The following is an 18327-nucleotide window of genomic DNA, read 5'->3' on the forward strand; positions in this document are numbered from 1 at the left end:
GAGTTGCGCACCATAGAGCGCCGAAATCATCGCGACAAGCGCGCAGAGTTCGGTTTAGGGCAAATTCCGATAGCAGATGTGAATGAATTTTACCTGGTACGGTAAGGTTTCGTTAAGATGCCTCTAGCCAAATGGCAGGGCGTGTTTTCGTTGCGAGATCCCGGATGAAGAAAGCTGTCCTGATTCTGTCCGCCTTCGGCTTCATTGCCGCCGCGTGGAGCAGTGTTGCGTCGCCGCTTCCCGGCGAGAGCACTGCCATGCCTGCCGTCAAGCCGCTCGGCTTCATTCCCGAAACAGCCATACCGGAATCGATCACGACAGGCGCCATTCCGCGCAATCCGGCCATCGCGCCCGTCAACGGCGACCTGAAAGCCGGCCTCGACGCGCTTTCCGACAAGGACCCGCAGCTGGCACTTTCGATCCGCGACAGCATGCGCGACGGGACGCTCGACCGCCATATCCTCACCTGGGCGATCGCCGTTTCCGGGTTGAAGGGTGTTCCCTCCTTTGAAATCGCCAGCGCCGCGCAAGAGCTCAAGAGCTGGCCGGGACTTTCGCGGCTGCGCGCCTTTTCCGAACGCGCGATCTATGACGAAAATCCCGCCCCTTCCGCCGTGCTCGCCGCCTTCGGCGATACCGCGCCCGAGACGACGCAGGGCGCCGTCATCCTCGGCCGGGCGCTGGTTGCGTCAGGCAAGCAGGCGCAGGCGGCAAAATATATCCGCAAGGTCTGGCGCGGAGAGGCTCTCGACAAGGCGATCGAGGACAAGATCCTCATCGAGTTTTCCGCGCTGTTGACGCCTGCCGACCATAAGGCGCGGATGGACTATCTGATGTATCGCGGCCGGGTGGCGCAGGCCAAGCGCTTCGGAGACATGGGCCAGGTGCAGTCGCTCTACACGGCCTGGGCTGCCGTCGACGCCAAAGCCGGCAATGCCGGCGCCTTGCTCAACGCCGTCGATGCGAAATGGCGCGGCGATGCCGGCCTGCTGTTTGCGCGGATCGAATATCTGCGCAAGCAAGACAAATATGCCGAAGCGGCTGTGCTTCTGGAGCAGATGCCGCCCGAGCGCAGCGAACTCGTCAATTCCGGCGAATGGTGGAACGAGCAGCGCATCATCAGCCGTGGTCTCGTCGACCAGGGACAGTTCAAGCCTGCCTATCGCATCGTCGCAAACTACGCCGCAACGAGCCCGACGGATATCGTCGAGGCTGAATTCCATGCCGGATGGTACGCGCTTCGCGGCCTCCAGGACCCGGCAACGGCGGAAAGACATTTCCGCAAGATCCTGCAGACATCAAACGGACCGATCTCGGTTTCACGCGCCTGGTATTGGCTGGGACGAGCAGCGGAGGCCGGAGGCCCCGGCAAATCCAGCGAATTCTATGCGAAGGCCGCGAATTTTCCCGGCACCTTCTATGGACAGCTCGCGGCCGAAAGGCTGGGGCGAAAGACGCTTAATGTCACCTATCCCGCACCCAGCACGGCCGACCGGCAGCGCTTCCAGGCACGCGAAGCCGTGCAGGCGATCGCCCGGCTGGAGGCCGCCGGCCATGGATGGCGGGCCACCATTCTCTATCTCGCGCTCGCCGATCAACTGCAAAGCCCCGGCGAATTGGCTGTCCTTGCGGCACGGGCCGAGCAATCCGGCGATCATCATCTCTCGCTGCAGATCGGCAAGATCGCCTATGGACGCGGCATCGATGTCGCAGCGCTTGCCTTTCCGGTCGGCGTGATCCCGGCGAACGCCAATATAACGGGCTCCGGCAAGGCGCTTGCCTATGCCATCGCCCGGCAGGAAAGCGCCTTCAACCCGGCCGCCGTATCGGCGGCGAACGCGCGCGGCCTGCTGCAGCTTCTGCCGGGAACGGCCCAGGCAGTGGCCAAGCGCCACAACATCGCCTTTTCCAAGGACAAGCTAACGGCCGATGCCGGCTATAACGCGACACTCGGTGCCCATTATCTCGGCGAGCAGATCGACGCCTTCGGCGGCTCCTATATCCTCACCTTCATTGCCTATAATGCCGGGCCGAAGCGGGTGCCGGAATGGATCGGCCGCTACGGTGATCCGCGCGGCAGGCCGATCGACGAGATCGTCGACTGGATCGAGCGCATCCCCTTCCCCGAAACGCGCAACTATGTGCAGCGGGTGATGGAGAATTACGAGGTTTATAAAGCCCGTCTCGGCCAACCCACCGATATCGAGCGCGACCTGATCGGCGGACGAAGCGCCTCCTGAAGCCATTTGGCGCGGATTGAAAAGCAAGCTACATCTTCGGGATCAAACAGGTCTCGAGGGATGCGATGCCGGATACGGATGCAGACGGTTTCCAGGAACGATTTTTCACGTCTTCTGATGGGTTGAGGCTTTATGCCCGCGACTACCAACCAGACCAGGCGGTAACCGCCGGACGGCTGCCGGTGATCTGCCTGCCCGGCCTGACCCGCAATACACGGGATTTTCATCCGCTTGCGCTGCTTCTCTCCCGGGACACAACAATGCCTCGCAGGGTGATTGCGCTCGATTCGCGCGGACGGGGAAACTCGGCATGGGATGAGAACAAGGCGAACTACAATCTCGCCATCGAGGCCGGCGACGTCCTTGCCGCCTGCGAAGCGCTCGGCATCGAGCGGGCGATCTTCGTCGGCACGTCGCGGGGCGGGCTGATCCTGCATCTGATCGCGGCGACACGGCCGGATCTTCTCGAAGCCGTCATCCTCAACGATATCGGGCCTGTGCTCGAGGCGGAGGGGCTGGCGCGGATCCGCGATTACCTCAACTGCGGCAGGAAGCCGGCGGACTGGAACGAGGCGGCTGATATATTGAAGGAAAATCATGGCGCGTCGTTTACCGCGCTTGCAGAGGAAGATTGGCGCGAGATGGCGCTTGCCCTTTATCGCGATATCGGCGGACGGCCGGTCGCCGACTTCGACCCGGCGATCGCGGAGGCACTAAAATCGATCGATTTCAGCCAGCCGCTGCCTGATCTCTGGGGGCAATTCGAAGGCCTGAGCCGGTTGCCGCTCATGCTGATCCGCGGCGAAAATACGTCGCTGCTTTCACTGGAAAGCGCCGGCGAAATGGCGCGGCGGCATTCTGGGATGATCCTTCATACCGCCGAAGGTCAAGGACACGCCCCGCTCCTGCATCTTGGCAATATTCCCACGATAATTCGAGTTTTTCTCGACACCTGCCGATAACCTCGCGAAATTGCTCAACTGACACAATGGGCCATTCGTCCAAATACAAAAAGCCCGGCTCGAGAGCCGGGCTTTCCTGATTGACCGAAGTCAGATCAGATTAGAACGCACGCTGCAGGCGGAAGTAGCCAGCCGTGGTGTCGTCATCATCTTCCGGATCGAGGTACTGAACCGAAGCCTTGGCGTAGAAGTTGTCGACGATCTGGTAATCAACCGTCAGACCAACCTTCCAGGCATCGCCGTCGCTGAAGTCGTCGCCAGCAACGTAGTAGTTGCTGTAGTACTGGACGCCAGGAGTGATCTTGAGCTTGTCGGTTGCCTTGATCGCGTATTCGGCAGCGATAGCCCATTCAGCCTTGGTGTAGTAGGAGCTCGGGCCGGTAGCGTATACGGCAGCGAGGCCGAGCGTACCAGGACCGATGTCAACCGTACCCATTGCACGGACAGCACCGTCTTCGTTGTCGACGTCGTAGCCGGCAGTGATCTGGTAGCTGAATGCACCAGCCTTGCCGCCGAGACCAACTGCAACACCAACGTTGTTGGCTTCTTCGTCCGTCTTGTAGAAGCCGTCTTCGAGTTCATCGACGCTGATGCCAGCGTAGAAGGCGTCGGTTTCGTACTGATAACGGATGGAGTTATGCAGGGTGACCGGCGAGCCAATGTCGTCGGTTTCGCCGGAGAGGCCATCGTCCCACCAGCTGTAGAACAGACCAGCGCGGAAGCCGGCGATGTCGAGGTAAGCGGAGTCGAGCTTAGCAGCCTGATCGGTGGCATTGTCAGCATTGAACTGCATGACGATGACGCCGGTCAGCGGACCATACTCGGTGTCGCTCTTTGCCGTGAACTGAACCTGACCGCGGGTGAATGCATCCCAGTCAGAATCGCCGCCGACATCTTCGCCAACGTTGACCTGGAAACGGACGTAGCCGTTGATCTTGAGGCAGGTTTCGGTGCCCGGGATGTAGAAATAGCCGGTGCCGTAAGCGTCGCAGACGCGAACATATTCAACCGGTTCCGGCTCGGCAGCAACGATAGCGTCAGCAGCCTGAGCACCGGAAACTACTGCGAGAGCAGCAGCGGAGCCGAGAAGAAGGCTCTTGATGTTCATAAATGACCTCCAATTCAAAGTTTCGATCGGGTTTGGGATCTTTCGCTGAGCAGCGTTCCCTGCCCCATCCCCGTGTTTCAAGAAGTGGACGATCAGTCGCCCTTGCTTCCGACGCTGAAAATACAAGACGGAAGCCGTCACGCAATCACCAACTTACTCGGATGGGTGATTTGAGGGAGCCTTCCCGACATTCTGTTGCTGAAAGGACACAAGTCGGGCAACCGGCCTCGATTTCCTTTATGCTTTGTTAAGAAAACCCTGATTTTGCGGAGGCTTAGGTCAGACCAGCAAAGGATTGGACATGCGCTTTGCGACACATTCGTGACACTTTTTCGACAAAATGCGGCTCTTGCGGGGGATTCATGGGAAGCGTAACCCGACGTGCACCGATCCGCTTTCGCCCCTGCTGGTGGCTGGAGCGCGGGAGGTGATTCCCGCGGGCGATTCTCTCGCTTGAGGCAGAGAGATTTTTTCGTCGCGCGGCCTAGCCAACTAAGCGAACATGATTCCCGGCCAGAAACTAACGATCGATGCGCGCTTAAGAAATCGGGATGGCGGAGAAGATGGGATTCGAACCCACGATACGCTTTTGACGTATACTCCCTTAGCAGGGGAGCGCCTTCGACCACTCGGCCACCTCTCCGGTGCGGCCTAACTATGGTGACCGGTCTGTGAATGCAAGGGTTTTTTGAGTTTTTACCAGAAGAAATGCAGCGAGCTGCAATTCGGCCGGTTGCGCCAACAAACCGCATTTCCTGGCAAAATCCGCGGAATTTGATCGCGCTTCGTTCTCTTCGATGAAGAAGCCAAGCTCAGCTGAGCAGGCTCTTGAGGTCAGCAGAGGGGTCGGCGAGAATCGATTTGTCGGGATTGGTCCCGGATTCCAGCAGTTTTTTGCCGGTCACATAGGCTTTCGCGTCGTTGATCGCATCGACGGCGATCAGCCGGCCTTCCCTGAAGTACCAGACCGAATGGGCGCCTTCGCGGGCGCCGGGGCGCAGCAGCGTCTCGTCATAACCAAGATTGAAGCCGGCGATCTGCAGCTTGACGTCATACTGGTCGGACCAGAACCACGGCTTCGGATCATAGGGCTCGCTGCCGCCGGCGATGACGGCTGCCGCCGCTTCGGCCTGGTCGACGGCGTTCTGCACCGATTCGAGCCTGATGCGGCCGCCCTGCCAGGGAAGTGCGGCGCAATCGCCAGCCGCAAAGATTGCCGGATCGGAGGTGCGGGCGAATTCGTCGACGACAATGCCGTTGGCGACTTCGAGGTCGGCTTCCTTGGCAAGCTGATCGTTCGGGGCAACGCCGATACCGACGACGGCGAAATCGATGTCGATGACCGATCCGTCGGAAAGTGCGGCGCCGGTGACGCGGCCATCCTTGCCGATCAGATGCTTGAGCCCTGTCTTCTCGCGGATCACCACGTCATGGGCCTCGTGGATCACGCGCATGATGTCGGCGGTCTCCTTCGCCGCGACGCGCTGCAGGATGCGGTCGGCCATCTCGATGACGGTGACTTCCAGGCCGCGATGGCGGGCAACGGCCGCCGCCTCGAGACCGATATAACCGCCACCGATGATGAGGACGCGGCGACCGGGGCGCATCTCGTCAGCGAGCAGATCGGCATCGCGCTTGTCGCGGGCGACATAGACGCCTTCGAGATCGCCGCCGATTGCGGCCGGCAGCCGGCGCGGCGTCGAGCCGGTGGCGAGCGCCAGCGTGCCGTAATCAAGAACGGAGCCGTCCTGCAATAGAACCTGCTTGCTGTCCGGCTTGATCTGCTCGGCCCAGGTCGAAAGGCGAAGGTCGACGTCATTGTCCGCATACCAGTGCTCGGCACGGAACAGCAGGCGGTCGAAAGCCATTTCGCCGAGCAGGTATTTCTTTGAGAGCGGCGGGCGCTGATAGGGGGCGACGTCTTCCGCGCCGATGAGGGTGATCGGGCGCGTATCCTTCAACGCACGCAGCTTGGCCGCCAATGCGAAACCGGCCTGTCCCGCGCCGATGATCACCAGTCTATCCGTCACGATCTCACTCCTGAAGCTGCGCCCGACAACCACGCCAAGGCCTATTCCCTACCCCACGCCCCGTCAACGGAAAGCGGCCTCTTACATTCAGCCGATCTCGATCCAGCGGCGCTCGTGGAAGGACTGTGCCATGGCATGCACCGACTTCTCTATCCTGAGACCGTCTTCGAATGTCACGATCGACGACGGCTCGCCTGATATTGCCCGGATCAGCTCACGGCATTCGATGATCTTCAGATCGTTGAAGCCGAGGCCGTGGCCTGGTGCCGGGATAAACCGATCATAAGGCTGATGGGCGGGTGCCGCCAGTATCTTGCGGAAGCCCTGCTCGGAGCCACGACCCTCGCACTGATAGAGTTCGAATTCGTTCATCCGCTCCTGGTCGTAGACGATCGAGCCTGTCGAGCCATAAATCTGCAGCGCAATGCGGCCCTTGCGACCCCAGGCGGCGCGATTCGCCATCAGCACGGCGGAGATACCGCCGCCAAGCCGCATCAGCACGTTGGCGCCATCGTGGTTTTCGACGGCACGGCGACCGCCCTCGCTCAGCGGGCGGTCGGCATAGGGTTTGACCATATCCGTTATGACGGCCTCGACATGGCCGAAGAGATACCAGAGCAGTGACAGCGGATGCACGGCGAAATCGTCGAGTGCGCCGTAGCCGGCGGAAAGCTCGCTCTTCCAATAAAAGAAGACATCGGGATCGGCCATGAAATCCTCGTCCATCTCAACGCGGATGTGGTTGACCGTGCCGATGGCGCCCTCGCCAATCAGCGTCCTGATATGCCGCATGACGGGATTCTGGATGTAATTATAGCCAAGGGCGGCAACCCTGCCTGATTTCTTCGCCGTTTCCAGCATGCGCTCGGCATCGGCATAGGCCGGCGCCATCGGCTTTTCGCACCAGACATGTTTGCCGGCCGCAAGGGCTGCAATCGCCATCTCGGCGTGGAACTGATTGGGCGTGGTGACGGAGACGACGTCGACCGCGGGGTCGGCAATCAGCGCCCGCCAGTCGGCCGTCGCCTTCTCGAAACCGAATTCACCGGCACGAGCCTCGGCAAGCCCGGCATTGGCTTCGGCCAGATGCACGAGACGCGGACGCTCGACATCGCCGAACACCGTCTTCACCGCATTCCACGCCAATGCATGGCACTTGCCCATATAACCGGTGCCGATCAAACCGATGCCGAGTGGCTTCATTTCCGTCTCCTCCAGAGCTGCGCGCGGATTTTTGGAATATTTGGATCATTTTGACAAGGGACCTAGTCGCAGGCATTTCTGCATATTTCCCGAAGATACTGTTCAAAAGCCTTCAATTACAGTGGATTAAAAACAATTAGCGGTGTCGTTTGAAATCGTTTATGTTCGACAATATGGAATATTTGTTTCATCTCGTGAGCCACAAGCATGGATAACGATCCCCAGAGGCACGCGCGTGTGCCGCGCGATTTCGAAAGCCTGCGCAGCACCATCATCGAGCGCAAGGCGAGCATGCCGAAGCGGCTGGCGCAGGTCGCCGCCTTCGCGCTCGGCAATCCCGACGAGATCGCCTTCGGAACGACGGCGAGCATCGCGGCCGCCTCCGATGTCCAGCCGTCGACGCTGGTGCGCCTGGCGCATCATCTGGGTTACGGAGGCTTTTCCGACCTGCAGAGCATCTTTCGCGAAAGGTTGCGCGACAGGACGCTGAGCTATGAAGAGCGGCTGGTCACGCTGGAGCAATCCAGCGGCGACGATGAGGACGCCAATCTGCTCTCCGGCTTCATTGCCGCGGCAAGTCAATCGGTCAACCGGCTGGCGGCGACGGTACAGAGCGATACTTTCACCAAAGCTGTGAATATCCTTGCCAGCGCCGAGACGATCTATCTGATCGCCAAACGGCGCTCCTACCCTTTGACGGCGCACATGACCTACGCTTTTTCCAAGCTCAATATCCGCCACCAGATCGTCGCCTCGCCGAACGGCGTCGACCCTGAAATGGTGCAGTTCGCATCACCGAAGGATGCAGCGATCGCGGCGAGCTTCTCGCCCTATGCGGCCGACAGCCTCAGCCAGAGCCAGGAGCTTGCCGACCGCGGCGTCCCCGTCATCGCGATCACCGATTCGGCTTTCTCGCCGCTGGCCGCCTGCGCCACGCACTGGTTCGAGGTGGCGGAGGCCGATTTCGCCGGCTTCCGCTCGCTTTCTGCCTCGATGGCGCTCACCATGGCACTGCCGGTTGCAATCGCCGAACGGCGGCGCAAGGATCAGCAGTCAAAAGCTGCAAAAGGCAAAATGGAATAAACATTCCGAATTGACAAAATATCGGAACCGATGTTTCATTATTGAAAATTCGCAGGCACTGGAAGCCGCGCAAAATCTAGCGGGAGGACATCATGGTACAATCGAATCCGGGTTCACAGCCGGAGCCGGCGCTTGATGTGATCACCATCGGCCGTTCCTCGGTCGATCTTTACGGCCAGCAGATCGGTTCGCGGCTGGAGGATATCGGCTCCTTCGCCAAGTCCGTCGGTGGCTGCCCGGCCAATATCGCCATCGGCACGGCGCGGCTCGGCCTCAAATCCGGCCTCATCACTCGCGTCGGCGACGAGCAGATGGGACGCTTCATCCGCGAGCAGTCGGCGCGCGAAGGTGTCGCGACAGACGGCATCGTCACCGACAAGGAGCGGCTGACGGCGCTGGTGCTGCTGGCGGTCGAGGCCGAGGGTGTGTCGCCGATGATCTTCTATCGGTCGGACTGCGCCGACATGGCGCTCGATGAAGGCGATATCGACGAGGATTTCATCAGATCGTCGCGCGCCGTTCTCGTTTCCGGCACACATTTCTCACGGCCGAATACCGAAGCCGCGCAACGCAAGGCTATCCGCATCGCCAAGGCGAACGGCCGCAAGGTGATCTTCGATATCGATTACCGGCCGAACCTCTGGGGCCTTGCCGGCCATGCGGAAGGCTTCGAGCGCTATGTGAAATCCGACCGGGTCTCCTCGAAGATGAAGGAGACGCTGCCCGACTGCGATCTCATCGTCGGCACCGAAGAAGAAATCCTGATCGCTTCCGGCGCCGACGACGTGCTCGGCGCGCTGAAGGAGATCCGCCGCCTGTCACCGGCGACGATCGTCTTGAAGCGCGGCGCCATGGGCTGCATCGTCTATGACGGGCCGATCGCCGACGATCTCGAAGCCGGCATCATCGGCCAGGGTTTCCCGATCGAAGTCTTCAACGTGCTCGGCGCCGGCGATGCCTTCATGTCCGGCTTCCTGCGCGGTTTCCTGCGCGACGAGCCGCTGAAGACCTGCGCCACCTGGGCCAATGCCTGCGGCGCCTTCGCCGTCTCCCGCCTGCTCTGCTCGCCGGAATATCCGACCTGGGCGGAACTCGACCTCTTCCTGACGACCGGCAGCAAACACCGGGCGCTGCGCAAGGACGAGGCGCTCAACCATATCCACTGGGCATCGACCCGGCGCGGCGAAATCCCGCTTTTGATGGCGCTGGCGATCGACCACCGTTCGCAACTCGTCAGCGTCGCCGATGAGCTCGGCGTCGGCCATGAGAAGATTGTCGCCTTCAAGCGGCTGGCGGTGGCGGCAGCGGCGCGGGTTTCGAACGGCCGCGACGGCTACGGCATGCTGATCGACGAACGCTTCGGCCGCGACGCTTTCTTCGATGCGGCGACAAAGAATTTCTCCTGGATCGGCCGGCCGGTGGAATTGCCGGGCTCGAAGCCGCTGCGCTTCGAATTCAGCCAGGATATCGGCTCGCAGCTTGTGGAATGGCCGCTCGGACATTGCATCAAATGCCTGTGCTTCTATCATCCTGATGATCCGGCTGAATTGAAGACGGAGCAGCAGGAGAAGCTGCGGACGCTGTTCGAGGCCGCCCGCAAGGTCGGCCGCGAGCTGCTGGTGGAGATCATCGCCGGCAAGAACGGGCCGCTGACCGACAATACGATCGCGACAGCGCTGGAGGAGCTCTATGCGCTCGGCATCAAGCCGGACTGGTGGAAGCTGGAGCCGCAAGCATCCCGTGAAGCCTGGAAGAAGATCGATGCAGTGATCGCCAAAAATGATCCATGGTGCCGCGGTATCGTGCTCCTGGGGCTCGAGGCGCCTGCCGACGAGCTGATTTCCTGCTTCGAGGCGACGCTGGCAGCTCCCTCCGTGAAGGGTTTCGCCGTCGGCCGGACGATCTTTGCCGATCCGGCGCGCGCCTGGCTTTCAGGCGAAATGAACGACGAGGAAGCGATCGCCGACATGGCCGGCCGCTTCCGGCAACTGACAGAGGCGTGGCTGAAGACGCGCGGACATCCGTAGACTTAGAATTAAGCCCCCTCCCCAACCCCTCCCCACAAGGGGAAGGGACTTACCCGGAGCACCGCCTCACGCCATCAGCAAGCTTCTTTTTGGAGGAGACGTTGCGGCGAGAATGTAGAGAGCCCGGCAGGTTAGCCTTCCCCCTTGTGGGGAGGGGTTGGGGAGGGGAAAACGCGAAAAGAAAGATTGCGGGAGGACCCGATGGGCAAGACGATACGGTTGACGATGGCACAAGCCGTCGCGCATTTCCTGAAAGTACAGATGACGATCGTCGACGGCAAGAAAGTGCCGATCTTCGGTGGCGTCTGGGCGATCTTCGGTCACGGCAACGTCGCCGGCATCGGCGAGGCGCTCTATCAGGTGCGCGGCGAATTGACGACCTATCGCGCCCACAACGAACAGGGCATGGCGCATGCCGCGATCGCCTATGCCAAAGCGAATTTCCGCACGCGCTTCATGGCCTGCACGAGCTCGATCGGTCCGGGCGCGCTGAACATGGTGACGGCCGCCGGCGTGGCGCATGTCAATCGTATTCCCGTTCTCTTCCTGCCGGGCGACGTCTTCGCCAACCGTGCGCCGGATCCGGTGCTGCAGCAGATCGAGGATTTCGGCGACGGCACGGTTTCGGCCAATGATGCCTTCCGTTCGGTTTCGCGCTATTTCGACCGCATCACCCGGCCCGAGCAGATCATCTCGGCGCTGAAGCGCGCCATGCAGGTCCTGACCGATCCGCTCGATTGCGGCCCGGTGACACTGTCGCTCTGCCAGGACGTTCAGGCAGAAGCCTATGATTATCCGGAAAGCCTGTTCGATGAAAAAGTCTGGACGACCCGCCGGCCGCAGCCGGATGCGGACGAGCTGGCGAATGCCATCGCGCTGATCAAGGCGTCGCAGAAGCCGGTGATCGTTGCCGGCGGCGGCGTGCTTTATTCGCAGGCGACGAAGGAGCTTGCCGCCTTTGCCGAGGCCCACGGCATTCCGGTCGTCGTCAGCCAGGCGGGCAAATCGTCGATCAACGAGAACCATCCGCTGGCGCTTGGTTCGGTCGGCGTCACCGGCACCTCGGCGGCGAATGCAATCGCCGAAGAGACGGACCTCGTCATCGCCGTCGGCACGCGCTGCCAGGATTTCACCACGGGCTCCTGGGCGCTGTTCAAGAACGACAGCCTCAAGATGATCGGCCTCAATATCGCCGCCTATGACGCGGTGAAGCACGACAGTCATCCGCTGGTGGCCGATGCGCGCGAAGGGCTGAAGGCGCTTTCGGCCGGGCTTTCCGCCTGGAAGGCGCCGGCAGCGCTTGCAGAAAAGGCATCTTTAGAGAAAAAAATCTGGCTGGAGGCCGCCGCCAAGGCGATGGCAACCACCAATGCCGCCCTGCCCTCCGATGCGCAGGTGATCGGCGCGGTGGCGCGCACGATCGGCGGCGAGAATACGACGGTTCTTTGTGCTGCAGGCGGCCTTCCGGGCGAATTGCACAAGCTCTGGCCGGCGACGGCGCCGGGCAGCTATCACATGGAATACGGTTTTTCCTGCATGGGCTACGAAATCGCCGGCGGGCTCGGTGCCAAGATGGCGCGTCCCGAACGGGATGTCGTCGTCATGGTCGGCGACGGTTCCTACATGATGATGAATTCCGAGCTCGCCACCTCGGTCATGCTCGGCCTCAAGCTCAACATCGTCGTGCTCGACAATCGCGGTTACGGCTGCATCAACCGATTGCAGATGGGAACCGGCGGCGCCAACTTCAACAATCTGCTGAAGGACTCCTATCACGAGGTGATGCCGGAGATCGATTTCCGCGCGCATGCCGAAAGCATGGGCGCCATCGCCGTCAAGGTCGCCTCGATCGTGGAGCTGGAGCAGGCGCTCGCCGCCTCCAAGAAGAACGACCGCACCTCGGTCTTCGTCATCGACACCGATCCGCTGATCACCACGGAGGCCGGCGGCCACTGGTGGGATGTCGCGGTGCCTGAGGTCAGCCCGCGCGAAGAGGTCAACGAAGCGCGCAAGGGCTACGTCGAAGCACGCGCCGCCCAGCGCATCGGTTAATCTACTGCATAATTCCTTAAATCGGGATCGATTTAAGGACAAAATTATGCAGCAATTCGAAGTGCTACAGCGTCCTTTGCGCGTCTGAAAAGACGCGCGGCGCTGTAGTGCTACCATTTCTCGGAAGAGCGCCCCGGCTCTTCCGCAATGCTTTTAAGGAGAATGTTGATGAAGGCCAAACTCGGCATGTCGCCCATCGCCTGGTGGAACGACGATCTTCCTGAGCTCAGCGACGATGTGTCCCTCGAGGAATGCCTGCGGCAATCGCGCAGCGCCGGTTTCACCGGCATGGAGCAAGGCCGCCGTTTCCCTAGCAATCCGGAAGAGATGCTCCCGATCCTGCGCACCGCCGACGTGACGCTGTGCGGTGGCTGGTTCTCCGGCACGCTGGTCAATGAGGAGCTTGCCGCCAACAAGGACCGCATCGCGCCGATGATCGCGCTGTTCAAGGCGGTCAATGCACCTTGCATCGTTTATGGCGAAGTCGGTCGCTCCATCCAGGGCGACCGCTCCAAGCCGCTCGCGACCAAGCCGCGCCTCTCAGATGACGAGATGAAGGCCTATGCGCGTCGCGTCACGGAATTCGGGGAATGGTGCGCCGAGCAGGGCATGCCGCTTTCCTATCACCACCACATGGCGGCCGTGGTCGAAACCGAGCCGGAACTCGACGCCTTCATGCGCCATTCGGGCGAAGGCATCCCGCTGCTGCTCGATGCCGGCCATCTCGCCTTTGCCGGCGGCGACGTGCTGCGCGCCATCGGCAACCACCACGCCCGTATCAACCATGTTCACGTCAAGGACATCCGCAAACCTGTGGTGGATGGGCTGGATCGCAGCCGGCAGTCCTTCCTCGATGCGGTGGCGCTTGGCGCCTTCACGGTGCCTGGCGACGGCTCGCTCGATTTCGCCGCCATCGTCCAGCGGCTGGCCGATCACGGCTATGAAGGCTGGTTCGTCGTCGAGGCCGAACAGGATCCGCGAAAGGCCCCGCCGCAGAAAATGGCCGAGATCGGTCACGCCGAGTTGATGCGCGTCATGACGGCTGCGGGCTATACCGTGGAAACGGAAGGCTTCCCCAAGGGATCGTAAAAACTGTTTGTCCGGAGATTCTTTCCACAAGGAGTTCGTCTTTCCGGACTGCTGGAGCAAGAACCCCCTCATCCGCCCTACGGGCACCTTTGCCTGGGTTAAGCCACCGGTCTCAACCCGTCCTTCGGACCCCCGGTGGGGAGAAGGGGAATGGAAGCGGCGCAGCATGTCCCTTCTCCCCTCGGGGAGAAGGTGGCGGCAGCCGGATGAGGGGGCCGCACCCGCCAACTTACGAGGAAAAACACCAATGCCAAATCTCAAGGTGAAACCATCAGGCACGCATGGCCGCGTCACGCATGTCACCCCGGAAAATGCCGGCTGGACCTATGTCGGCTTCGATCTGCATCGGATGAAGCCGGGCGAAACCGTCTCGGGAGAGACGGGCGATCGCGAAGTCTGCCTCGTCTGGGTGACCGGCAAGGGCAAAGCGTCTGCCGGCACCAAGGATTTCGGCACGCTCGGCGGCCGGATGAGCCCGTTCGAAGGCGCCCCGCATGCGCTCTACATCCCGATGGAATCGACGTGGTCGGTGACGGCGGAGACCGATCTGGAGCTCGCCGTCTGCTCCGCACCCGGCGGCGGCACCTATCAGGCAAAGGCCATCCCGCCCGGCACGCACCCGCAGGTGACGCGCGGCAAGGGCACGAATGTGCGCTATGTCAACAATATCATGCCGGAGGACGATAGCTCGGCGCATTCGCTGCTGGTCGTCGAGGTGATCACGCCGGGCGGCCATACCTCCTCTTACCCGCCGCACAAGCACGATCAGGACGATCTGCCGAACGAGAGCTTCCTGGAAGAGACCTATTATCATCGTCTCAACCCGCCGCAGGGCTTCGCTTTCCAGCGCGTCTACACCGACGATCGCTCGCTCGACGAAGCGATGGCGCTCGAGGACGGCGACGTGACGCTGGTGCCGAAAGGCTATCACCCCTGCGCCGCCTGCCATGGTTACGATCTCTATTACCTCAACGTCATGGCCGGACCGCAGCGGATCTGGAAATTCCACAATGCTGCCGAGCACGAGTGGCTGCTGAAAGCGTAAGCGTCGCGTTCGATCGCTAAATAATCTGACAGCGCGGAACCGCCGCTGATGGTTCACTGCCTCCATCCAAACACGGATGGAGGATCACCATGCACAGCTCGAATTTCACGATACCGGCCAGAAATATTCGCTCTTCGCGTCTTACGCGGCCCGGCCTCTTCCTTGCCGCCATCACGGCGGCGCGCTGGCTGGCGGGCAAAATAAACGAACGACGCAACCTGAATGCGTTGATGGAGCTTTCCGACGAACAGCTGAAGGATATCGGCCTTTCCAGGGGGCAGGCGGAAAGCGATGTTCACGTCTACAGCCGCTACTAAAGTGCTGTTATAAGGACTATCGGTCCTGGCCTGTCTGATACGGAATATGCAATGTCGCAGTTCTCAACGGCACCGCTTCTGAAAACGAAGATGGTCACTATTCGTGACATCGTCTGCAATGGCGAGTGCCGTCATAGGAGCGACGAGGAATGCGCCCACAGGACGAGCCTCGTCTATCCCTATCGCGGCGTCTTCATGCGGCATGTCGGCCGCAATGATACGGTGGCCGAAGCCAATCAGGTCTTGTTCTTCAATGCCGGCCAGGGATATCGAATCAGCCACCCTATCGAGGGTGGCGACGCCTGCATCGATCTGGCGATCGACGAATCCATGCTCGAAGAGCTTACGCCGAAGGAGCAGGCACAGCCCGGCCCGCCCTTTTCCTTCCGCCGCCAGCGCCGGCGGATCGATCCACGCGCGCAGGCGCTGGTTGCGCTTCTGCGTCATGGTCTCAGCCGCAACGTCGCCGAGACGCTCGAGGCGGAGATATTGGCCCTGACGCTGGTGCGCCGCTCGCTCGGCGAGCGCACATCGCATGCGGCGGGTGCCAGCGCCGGCCGACAAAAACTCGTCGACCGGGCAAAGCTGGTGCTTTCCTCCGATCTCGCGCGGCGCTGGACACTTTCGGAAATTGCCACCGAAGTGGGCGTCTCGCCCGTTTATCTCACCCAGGTCTTCCAGCAGGTCGAGGCGACGCCACTTTACCGCTACCAGCTGCGGCTGCGGCTTGCCCGCGCGCTCGATCTGCTTGGCCAATATGAGGATCTGACGGCGCTCGGTCTCGACCTCGGCTTTTCCAGCCACAGCCATTTCAGCGCTTCCTTCAAGCAGACTTTCGGACAGACTCCGGCCGAATTCCAACGCGCGGCGCAGTTGCGACACAGGTAAAAGCTCCCATCAATCGCTAAAGATTTCGACAGCGACGATGCGGTCTTCGATGATCTTATGAGCTTGTCCCGATCGCGGGACGATCAACAGAGGATCCTCAGATGAAGAAGACCACATGCGCCGCCTGCGACTGCGAACTCGGTGCGGAGACCATCACCGTCAAGCTCGGCGGAAAGGCTGTCGAAGTCTGCTGCCAGGAATGCGCCGAGGCCTTGAATGAGGCCGAAGCTGCGACATCGGCCGCTTCGGCAGGCAAAGAATAAACAACATGAGACAAGCCGCGCCGGGGTGCGCGGCTTTTGCGTTTCAGGCGGGCAGAAGCCCGTAGCGCCAGCCGCGGCGTTTGGCGTTCTGCGACAGCACGAGGAAGGCAAGGATGAACATGCCTGCCTCGGCAAAGACCGGCACCATCCAGATCCCCTGCTCGCCGAAGACGAAGGGCAGCAGGAAGGTGAGCGGCAGGGTGAGCAGATAGGGCCGCGACAGGCCGAAGATCGCCGCGCGCGGGGCATCGCCGATCGACTGGAAATAGGACGACAGGATCAGCATCTGCCCGAAGAGAAAATAGGCGCCGATCGTCCAGGGCAGAATTCGCCTGACCTCGGCAATGATCGCCGGATCGGCGACGAAGACGGCGCCGAGGCGGCCGGCCAGCAATTCGACGGTGATCTCCACCAGGGTGCAATAAACGAGTGCTGCGAGCATGGCGATCTGCAGGCTGCGGCCGACGCGGAGCCCGAGGCCGGCACCGTGATTGTTGCCGACGATCGTCTGCAGCGCGATGCTGAGGCCAAGCAACGGCAGATAGGTGAAAGTCATGATCCGGGTGATGATGCCATAGGCCGCAACAGTTGCGACGTAGTCTGCCACGCTCCAGAGCGAGACATTGAGCAGAATGGCGGCCGAGGCCAGCGATATGCCGATGAAGCCGAGGCTCATCGGCGCGCCGAAGGCGACGATGCCGCGCCATTCGGCAAGAGCCAACCCCGGGGACGGCCTGAGTGCCGCCGGCCGGCGCCAGCGATAGGCGAGCACGGCTGCGAGACAGACGAATTGAGATGCGATGGAGCCGGCTGCCGAACCGAGCACGCCCCAATGCATCACCGCCATGAACAGCCAGTTGGCGAGGATGTTGAGCAGTGAGGCCGACAGCGTCACCAGCGTCATGAAACCGATCTTGCCTTCGCAGCGCAATCCGTCGAGATGCAGCGACAGGAAGAAGCCGACCGGCGCACAGGTGATCATCGCGCCCATGAACAGCCTGGCGCCATTGGCAACAGTGGTATTGCCGGCGGCACCGGCATCGATGATCTGCCGCCCCACCGTCCAGTAGACCAGATTGAGGATGAGGGTAACGGCGAACGCCAGCGCATGCGCGCCGGCAAATACCCGACGCGCGCCTTGACGATCGCCGGCGCCGAGCCGGCGGGCAAGGATGCTTGCCATGCCGTTCGAGACCAGCGATTGCAAGGCGACCAGCAGCATCAGCCCGGGGAAAATCAGGCTGACGGCAGAGAGCGCGTCCGGACCGACATAGGCGCCGAGGAAATAGGCGTCGACGACGGTGAACAGGCCGTTGACGGTGGTGACGGCGACGATCGGTGCCGCCGTCCTGATGAAGACGCCCGGCAGCCAGCCGGTGAGAAAGGCATTGCCTTGGGAAGGATCGGTCATGGAGAATCCGTGCGATATGAGGCGGGCCCGATCCGGCTTAAAAGTCATCCGGATCCGGACGGTCTCAAAAGGACAAAAACAATCTAGAGATCGAGCACCAGATGCGGCACGCCGTTCGAGGTCTTCCGCGGCGAGACGCCGTCGGCATCGATCTGCGCGTTCACGCGTTGGCGAAAGGCCGAGAAGCTCTCGAAGGTGACGACATCCACCGGCTCGTCGAAATGGATGGTGATCCTGTGCAGATCGCCGCCCGGCAGGGCCGAAAGTGCCAGAACTTCGCCGGTGAACGGCTGATTGAGATAACGGCCGCGAATATGCGCGCCGACGAAGAGCGGCGTCTTCGGGCTAGCATTGGGCTTTGCCGCAAGGGCTGCGAGCGTATTCCAATCGCGCGCGCCGTGCTGGCGGGCAATCATTTCCAGAGCCGCACTGTGGGTGAGCGGGGTGCAGCGATCGTTCATCGCCTGGCGCAGGCGCTTGGCTTGAGCCTTCAATTCGTCAATGGCAGGATAGGTCGTCGTCATGGAGTGAGCCTTCGCAAGGCATGCTCTTCGACTGTGGATGGGAGCTCGCATTGCCGCCAGTCAGCATGCACAAAGGGCCGTGACC

The 18327-nt window shown here is 61.4% G+C and carries 15 protein-coding genes and 1 tRNA gene; 10 read left to right on the forward strand and 6 right to left on the reverse strand.

Annotation, left to right across the window (positions count from 1 at the left end; all coding sequences use genetic code 11):
• Positions 1-164: 164 nt before the first annotated feature.
• Entirely contained in the window at positions 165-2240 is a 2076-nt protein-coding gene (locus FFM53_RS05510) for a lytic transglycosylase domain-containing protein (RefSeq protein WP_138387661.1), read from the forward strand.
• A 65-nt stretch (positions 2241-2305) separates the two neighbouring features.
• The gene (locus FFM53_RS05515; protein ID WP_138387662.1) at positions 2306-3202 is read left to right on the forward strand and encodes an alpha/beta fold hydrolase; all 897 of its coding nucleotides are present in this window, start codon (positions 2306-2308) and stop codon (positions 3200-3202) included.
• 100 nt (positions 3203-3302) lie between these two features.
• Here FFM53_RS05515 and FFM53_RS05520 read toward each other — a convergent pair whose 3' ends face one another.
• From FFM53_RS05520 to FFM53_RS05535, 4 genes are all read right to left on the reverse strand, one after another.
• Positions 3303-4310 (reverse strand): porin, encoded by a 1008-nt coding sequence (locus FFM53_RS05520; RefSeq protein ID WP_138328411.1) that lies wholly within the window; start codon positions 4308-4310, stop codon positions 3303-3305.
• 552 nt (positions 4311-4862) lie between these two features.
• Positions 4863-4953: transfer RNA gene (locus tag FFM53_RS05525), tRNA-Ser, on the reverse strand.
• 169 nt (positions 4954-5122) lie between these two features.
• Positions 5123-6340 carry an NAD(P)/FAD-dependent oxidoreductase gene (locus FFM53_RS05530; protein WP_138387663.1) on the reverse strand — a complete coding sequence of 406 codons (1218 nt, stop codon included), beginning with the start codon at positions 6338-6340 and terminating at the stop codon, positions 5123-5125.
• An 87-nt stretch (positions 6341-6427) separates the two neighbouring features.
• A complete protein-coding gene (locus tag FFM53_RS05535) occupies positions 6428-7543 on the reverse strand; it encodes a Gfo/Idh/MocA family protein (protein WP_138387664.1) in 1116 nt (371 codons plus the stop codon).
• Positions 7544-7750: 207 nt separating this feature from the next.
• Between FFM53_RS05535 and FFM53_RS05540 the strand changes: the two genes are divergently transcribed.
• From FFM53_RS05540 to FFM53_RS05575, 8 genes are all read left to right on the forward strand, one after another.
• Positions 7751-8626 carry a MurR/RpiR family transcriptional regulator gene (locus FFM53_RS05540; protein WP_029871480.1) on the forward strand — a complete coding sequence of 292 codons (876 nt, stop codon included), beginning with the start codon at positions 7751-7753 and terminating at the stop codon, positions 8624-8626.
• A gap of 92 nt (positions 8627-8718) precedes the next feature.
• A complete protein-coding gene (locus tag FFM53_RS05545) occupies positions 8719-10653 on the forward strand; it encodes a bifunctional 5-dehydro-2-deoxygluconokinase/5-dehydro-2-deoxyphosphogluconate aldolase (RefSeq protein ID WP_138387665.1) in 1935 nt (644 codons plus the stop codon).
• A 201-nt stretch (positions 10654-10854) separates the two neighbouring features.
• The gene (gene iolD / locus FFM53_RS05550; protein ID WP_138387666.1) at positions 10855-12705 is read left to right on the forward strand and encodes a 3D-(3,5/4)-trihydroxycyclohexane-1,2-dione acylhydrolase (decyclizing); all 1851 of its coding nucleotides are present in this window, start codon (positions 10855-10857) and stop codon (positions 12703-12705) included.
• A gap of 168 nt (positions 12706-12873) precedes the next feature.
• Positions 12874-13794 (forward strand): myo-inosose-2 dehydratase, encoded by a 921-nt coding sequence (iolE, locus tag FFM53_RS05555; RefSeq protein ID WP_138328417.1) that lies wholly within the window; start codon positions 12874-12876, stop codon positions 13792-13794.
• A 247-nt stretch (positions 13795-14041) separates the two neighbouring features.
• Entirely contained in the window at positions 14042-14839 is a 798-nt protein-coding gene (iolB, locus tag FFM53_RS05560; RefSeq protein ID WP_138387667.1) for a 5-deoxy-glucuronate isomerase, read from the forward strand.
• Positions 14840-14928: 89 nt separating this feature from the next.
• Positions 14929-15156, forward strand: a complete 228-nt coding sequence (locus FFM53_RS05565) for a DUF1127 domain-containing protein (protein ID WP_138387668.1) — start codon at positions 14929-14931, stop codon at positions 15154-15156.
• A gap of 51 nt (positions 15157-15207) precedes the next feature.
• Positions 15208-16044, forward strand: coding sequence for a helix-turn-helix transcriptional regulator (locus tag FFM53_RS05570; RefSeq protein ID WP_138387669.1), 837 nt, complete (start codon positions 15208-15210; stop codon positions 16042-16044).
• 101 nt (positions 16045-16145) lie between these two features.
• A complete protein-coding gene (locus FFM53_RS05575) occupies positions 16146-16307 on the forward strand; it encodes a hypothetical protein (RefSeq protein WP_017959744.1) in 162 nt (53 codons plus the stop codon).
• Positions 16308-16350: 43 nt separating this feature from the next.
• Here FFM53_RS05575 and FFM53_RS05580 read toward each other — a convergent pair whose 3' ends face one another.
• Positions 16351-17718, reverse strand: a complete 1368-nt coding sequence (locus tag FFM53_RS05580) for an MATE family efflux transporter (RefSeq protein WP_138387670.1) — start codon at positions 17716-17718, stop codon at positions 16351-16353.
• Positions 17719-17801: 83 nt separating this feature from the next.
• Positions 17802-18242 carry a glyoxalase superfamily protein gene (locus FFM53_RS05585; protein WP_138387671.1) on the reverse strand — a complete coding sequence of 147 codons (441 nt, stop codon included), beginning with the start codon at positions 18240-18242 and terminating at the stop codon, positions 17802-17804.
• Positions 18243-18327: the final 85 nt, after the last annotated feature.

The sequence above is a fragment of the Rhizobium indicum genome, from assembly GCF_005862305.2.
GTDB classification, from domain to species: domain Bacteria; phylum Pseudomonadota; class Alphaproteobacteria; order Rhizobiales; family Rhizobiaceae; genus Rhizobium; species Rhizobium indicum.

Bases quoted from the DNA above. Each gene is read 5' to 3' on its own strand.
- FFM53_RS05570 (WP_138387669.1), top strand. From the start codon at position 15,208: ATGTCGCAGTTCTCAACGGCACCGCTTCTGAAAACGAAGATGGTCACT.
- iolE (WP_138328417.1), top strand. From the start codon at position 12,874: ATGAAGGCCAAACTCGGCATGTCGCCCATCGCCTGGTGGAACGACGAT.
- iolD (WP_138387666.1), top strand. From the start codon at position 10,855: ATGGGCAAGACGATACGGTTGACGATGGCACAAGCCGTCGCGCATTTC.
- FFM53_RS05585 (WP_138387671.1), bottom strand. From the start codon at position 18,242: ATGACGACGACCTATCCTGCCATTGACGAATTGAAGGCTCAAGCCAAG.
- FFM53_RS05520 (WP_138328411.1), bottom strand. From the start codon at position 4,310: ATGAACATCAAGAGCCTTCTTCTCGGCTCCGCTGCTGCTCTCGCAGTA.
- FFM53_RS05535 (WP_138387664.1), bottom strand. From the start codon at position 7,543: ATGAAGCCACTCGGCATCGGTTTGATCGGCACCGGTTATATGGGCAAG.
- iolB (WP_138387667.1), top strand. From the start codon at position 14,042: ATGCCAAATCTCAAGGTGAAACCATCAGGCACGCATGGCCGCGTCACG.
- FFM53_RS05580 (WP_138387670.1), bottom strand. From the start codon at position 17,718: ATGACCGATCCTTCCCAAGGCAATGCCTTTCTCACCGGCTGGCTGCCG.
- FFM53_RS05510 (WP_138387661.1), top strand. From the start codon at position 165: ATGAAGAAAGCTGTCCTGATTCTGTCCGCCTTCGGCTTCATTGCCGCC.
- FFM53_RS05575 (WP_017959744.1), top strand. From the start codon at position 16,146: ATGAAGAAGACCACATGCGCCGCCTGCGACTGCGAACTCGGTGCGGAG.
- FFM53_RS05540 (WP_029871480.1), top strand. From the start codon at position 7,751: ATGGATAACGATCCCCAGAGGCACGCGCGTGTGCCGCGCGATTTCGAA.
- FFM53_RS05515 (WP_138387662.1), top strand. From the start codon at position 2,306: ATGCCGGATACGGATGCAGACGGTTTCCAGGAACGATTTTTCACGTCT.
- FFM53_RS05545 (WP_138387665.1), top strand. From the start codon at position 8,719: ATGGTACAATCGAATCCGGGTTCACAGCCGGAGCCGGCGCTTGATGTG.
- FFM53_RS05565 (WP_138387668.1), top strand. From the start codon at position 14,929: ATGCACAGCTCGAATTTCACGATACCGGCCAGAAATATTCGCTCTTCG.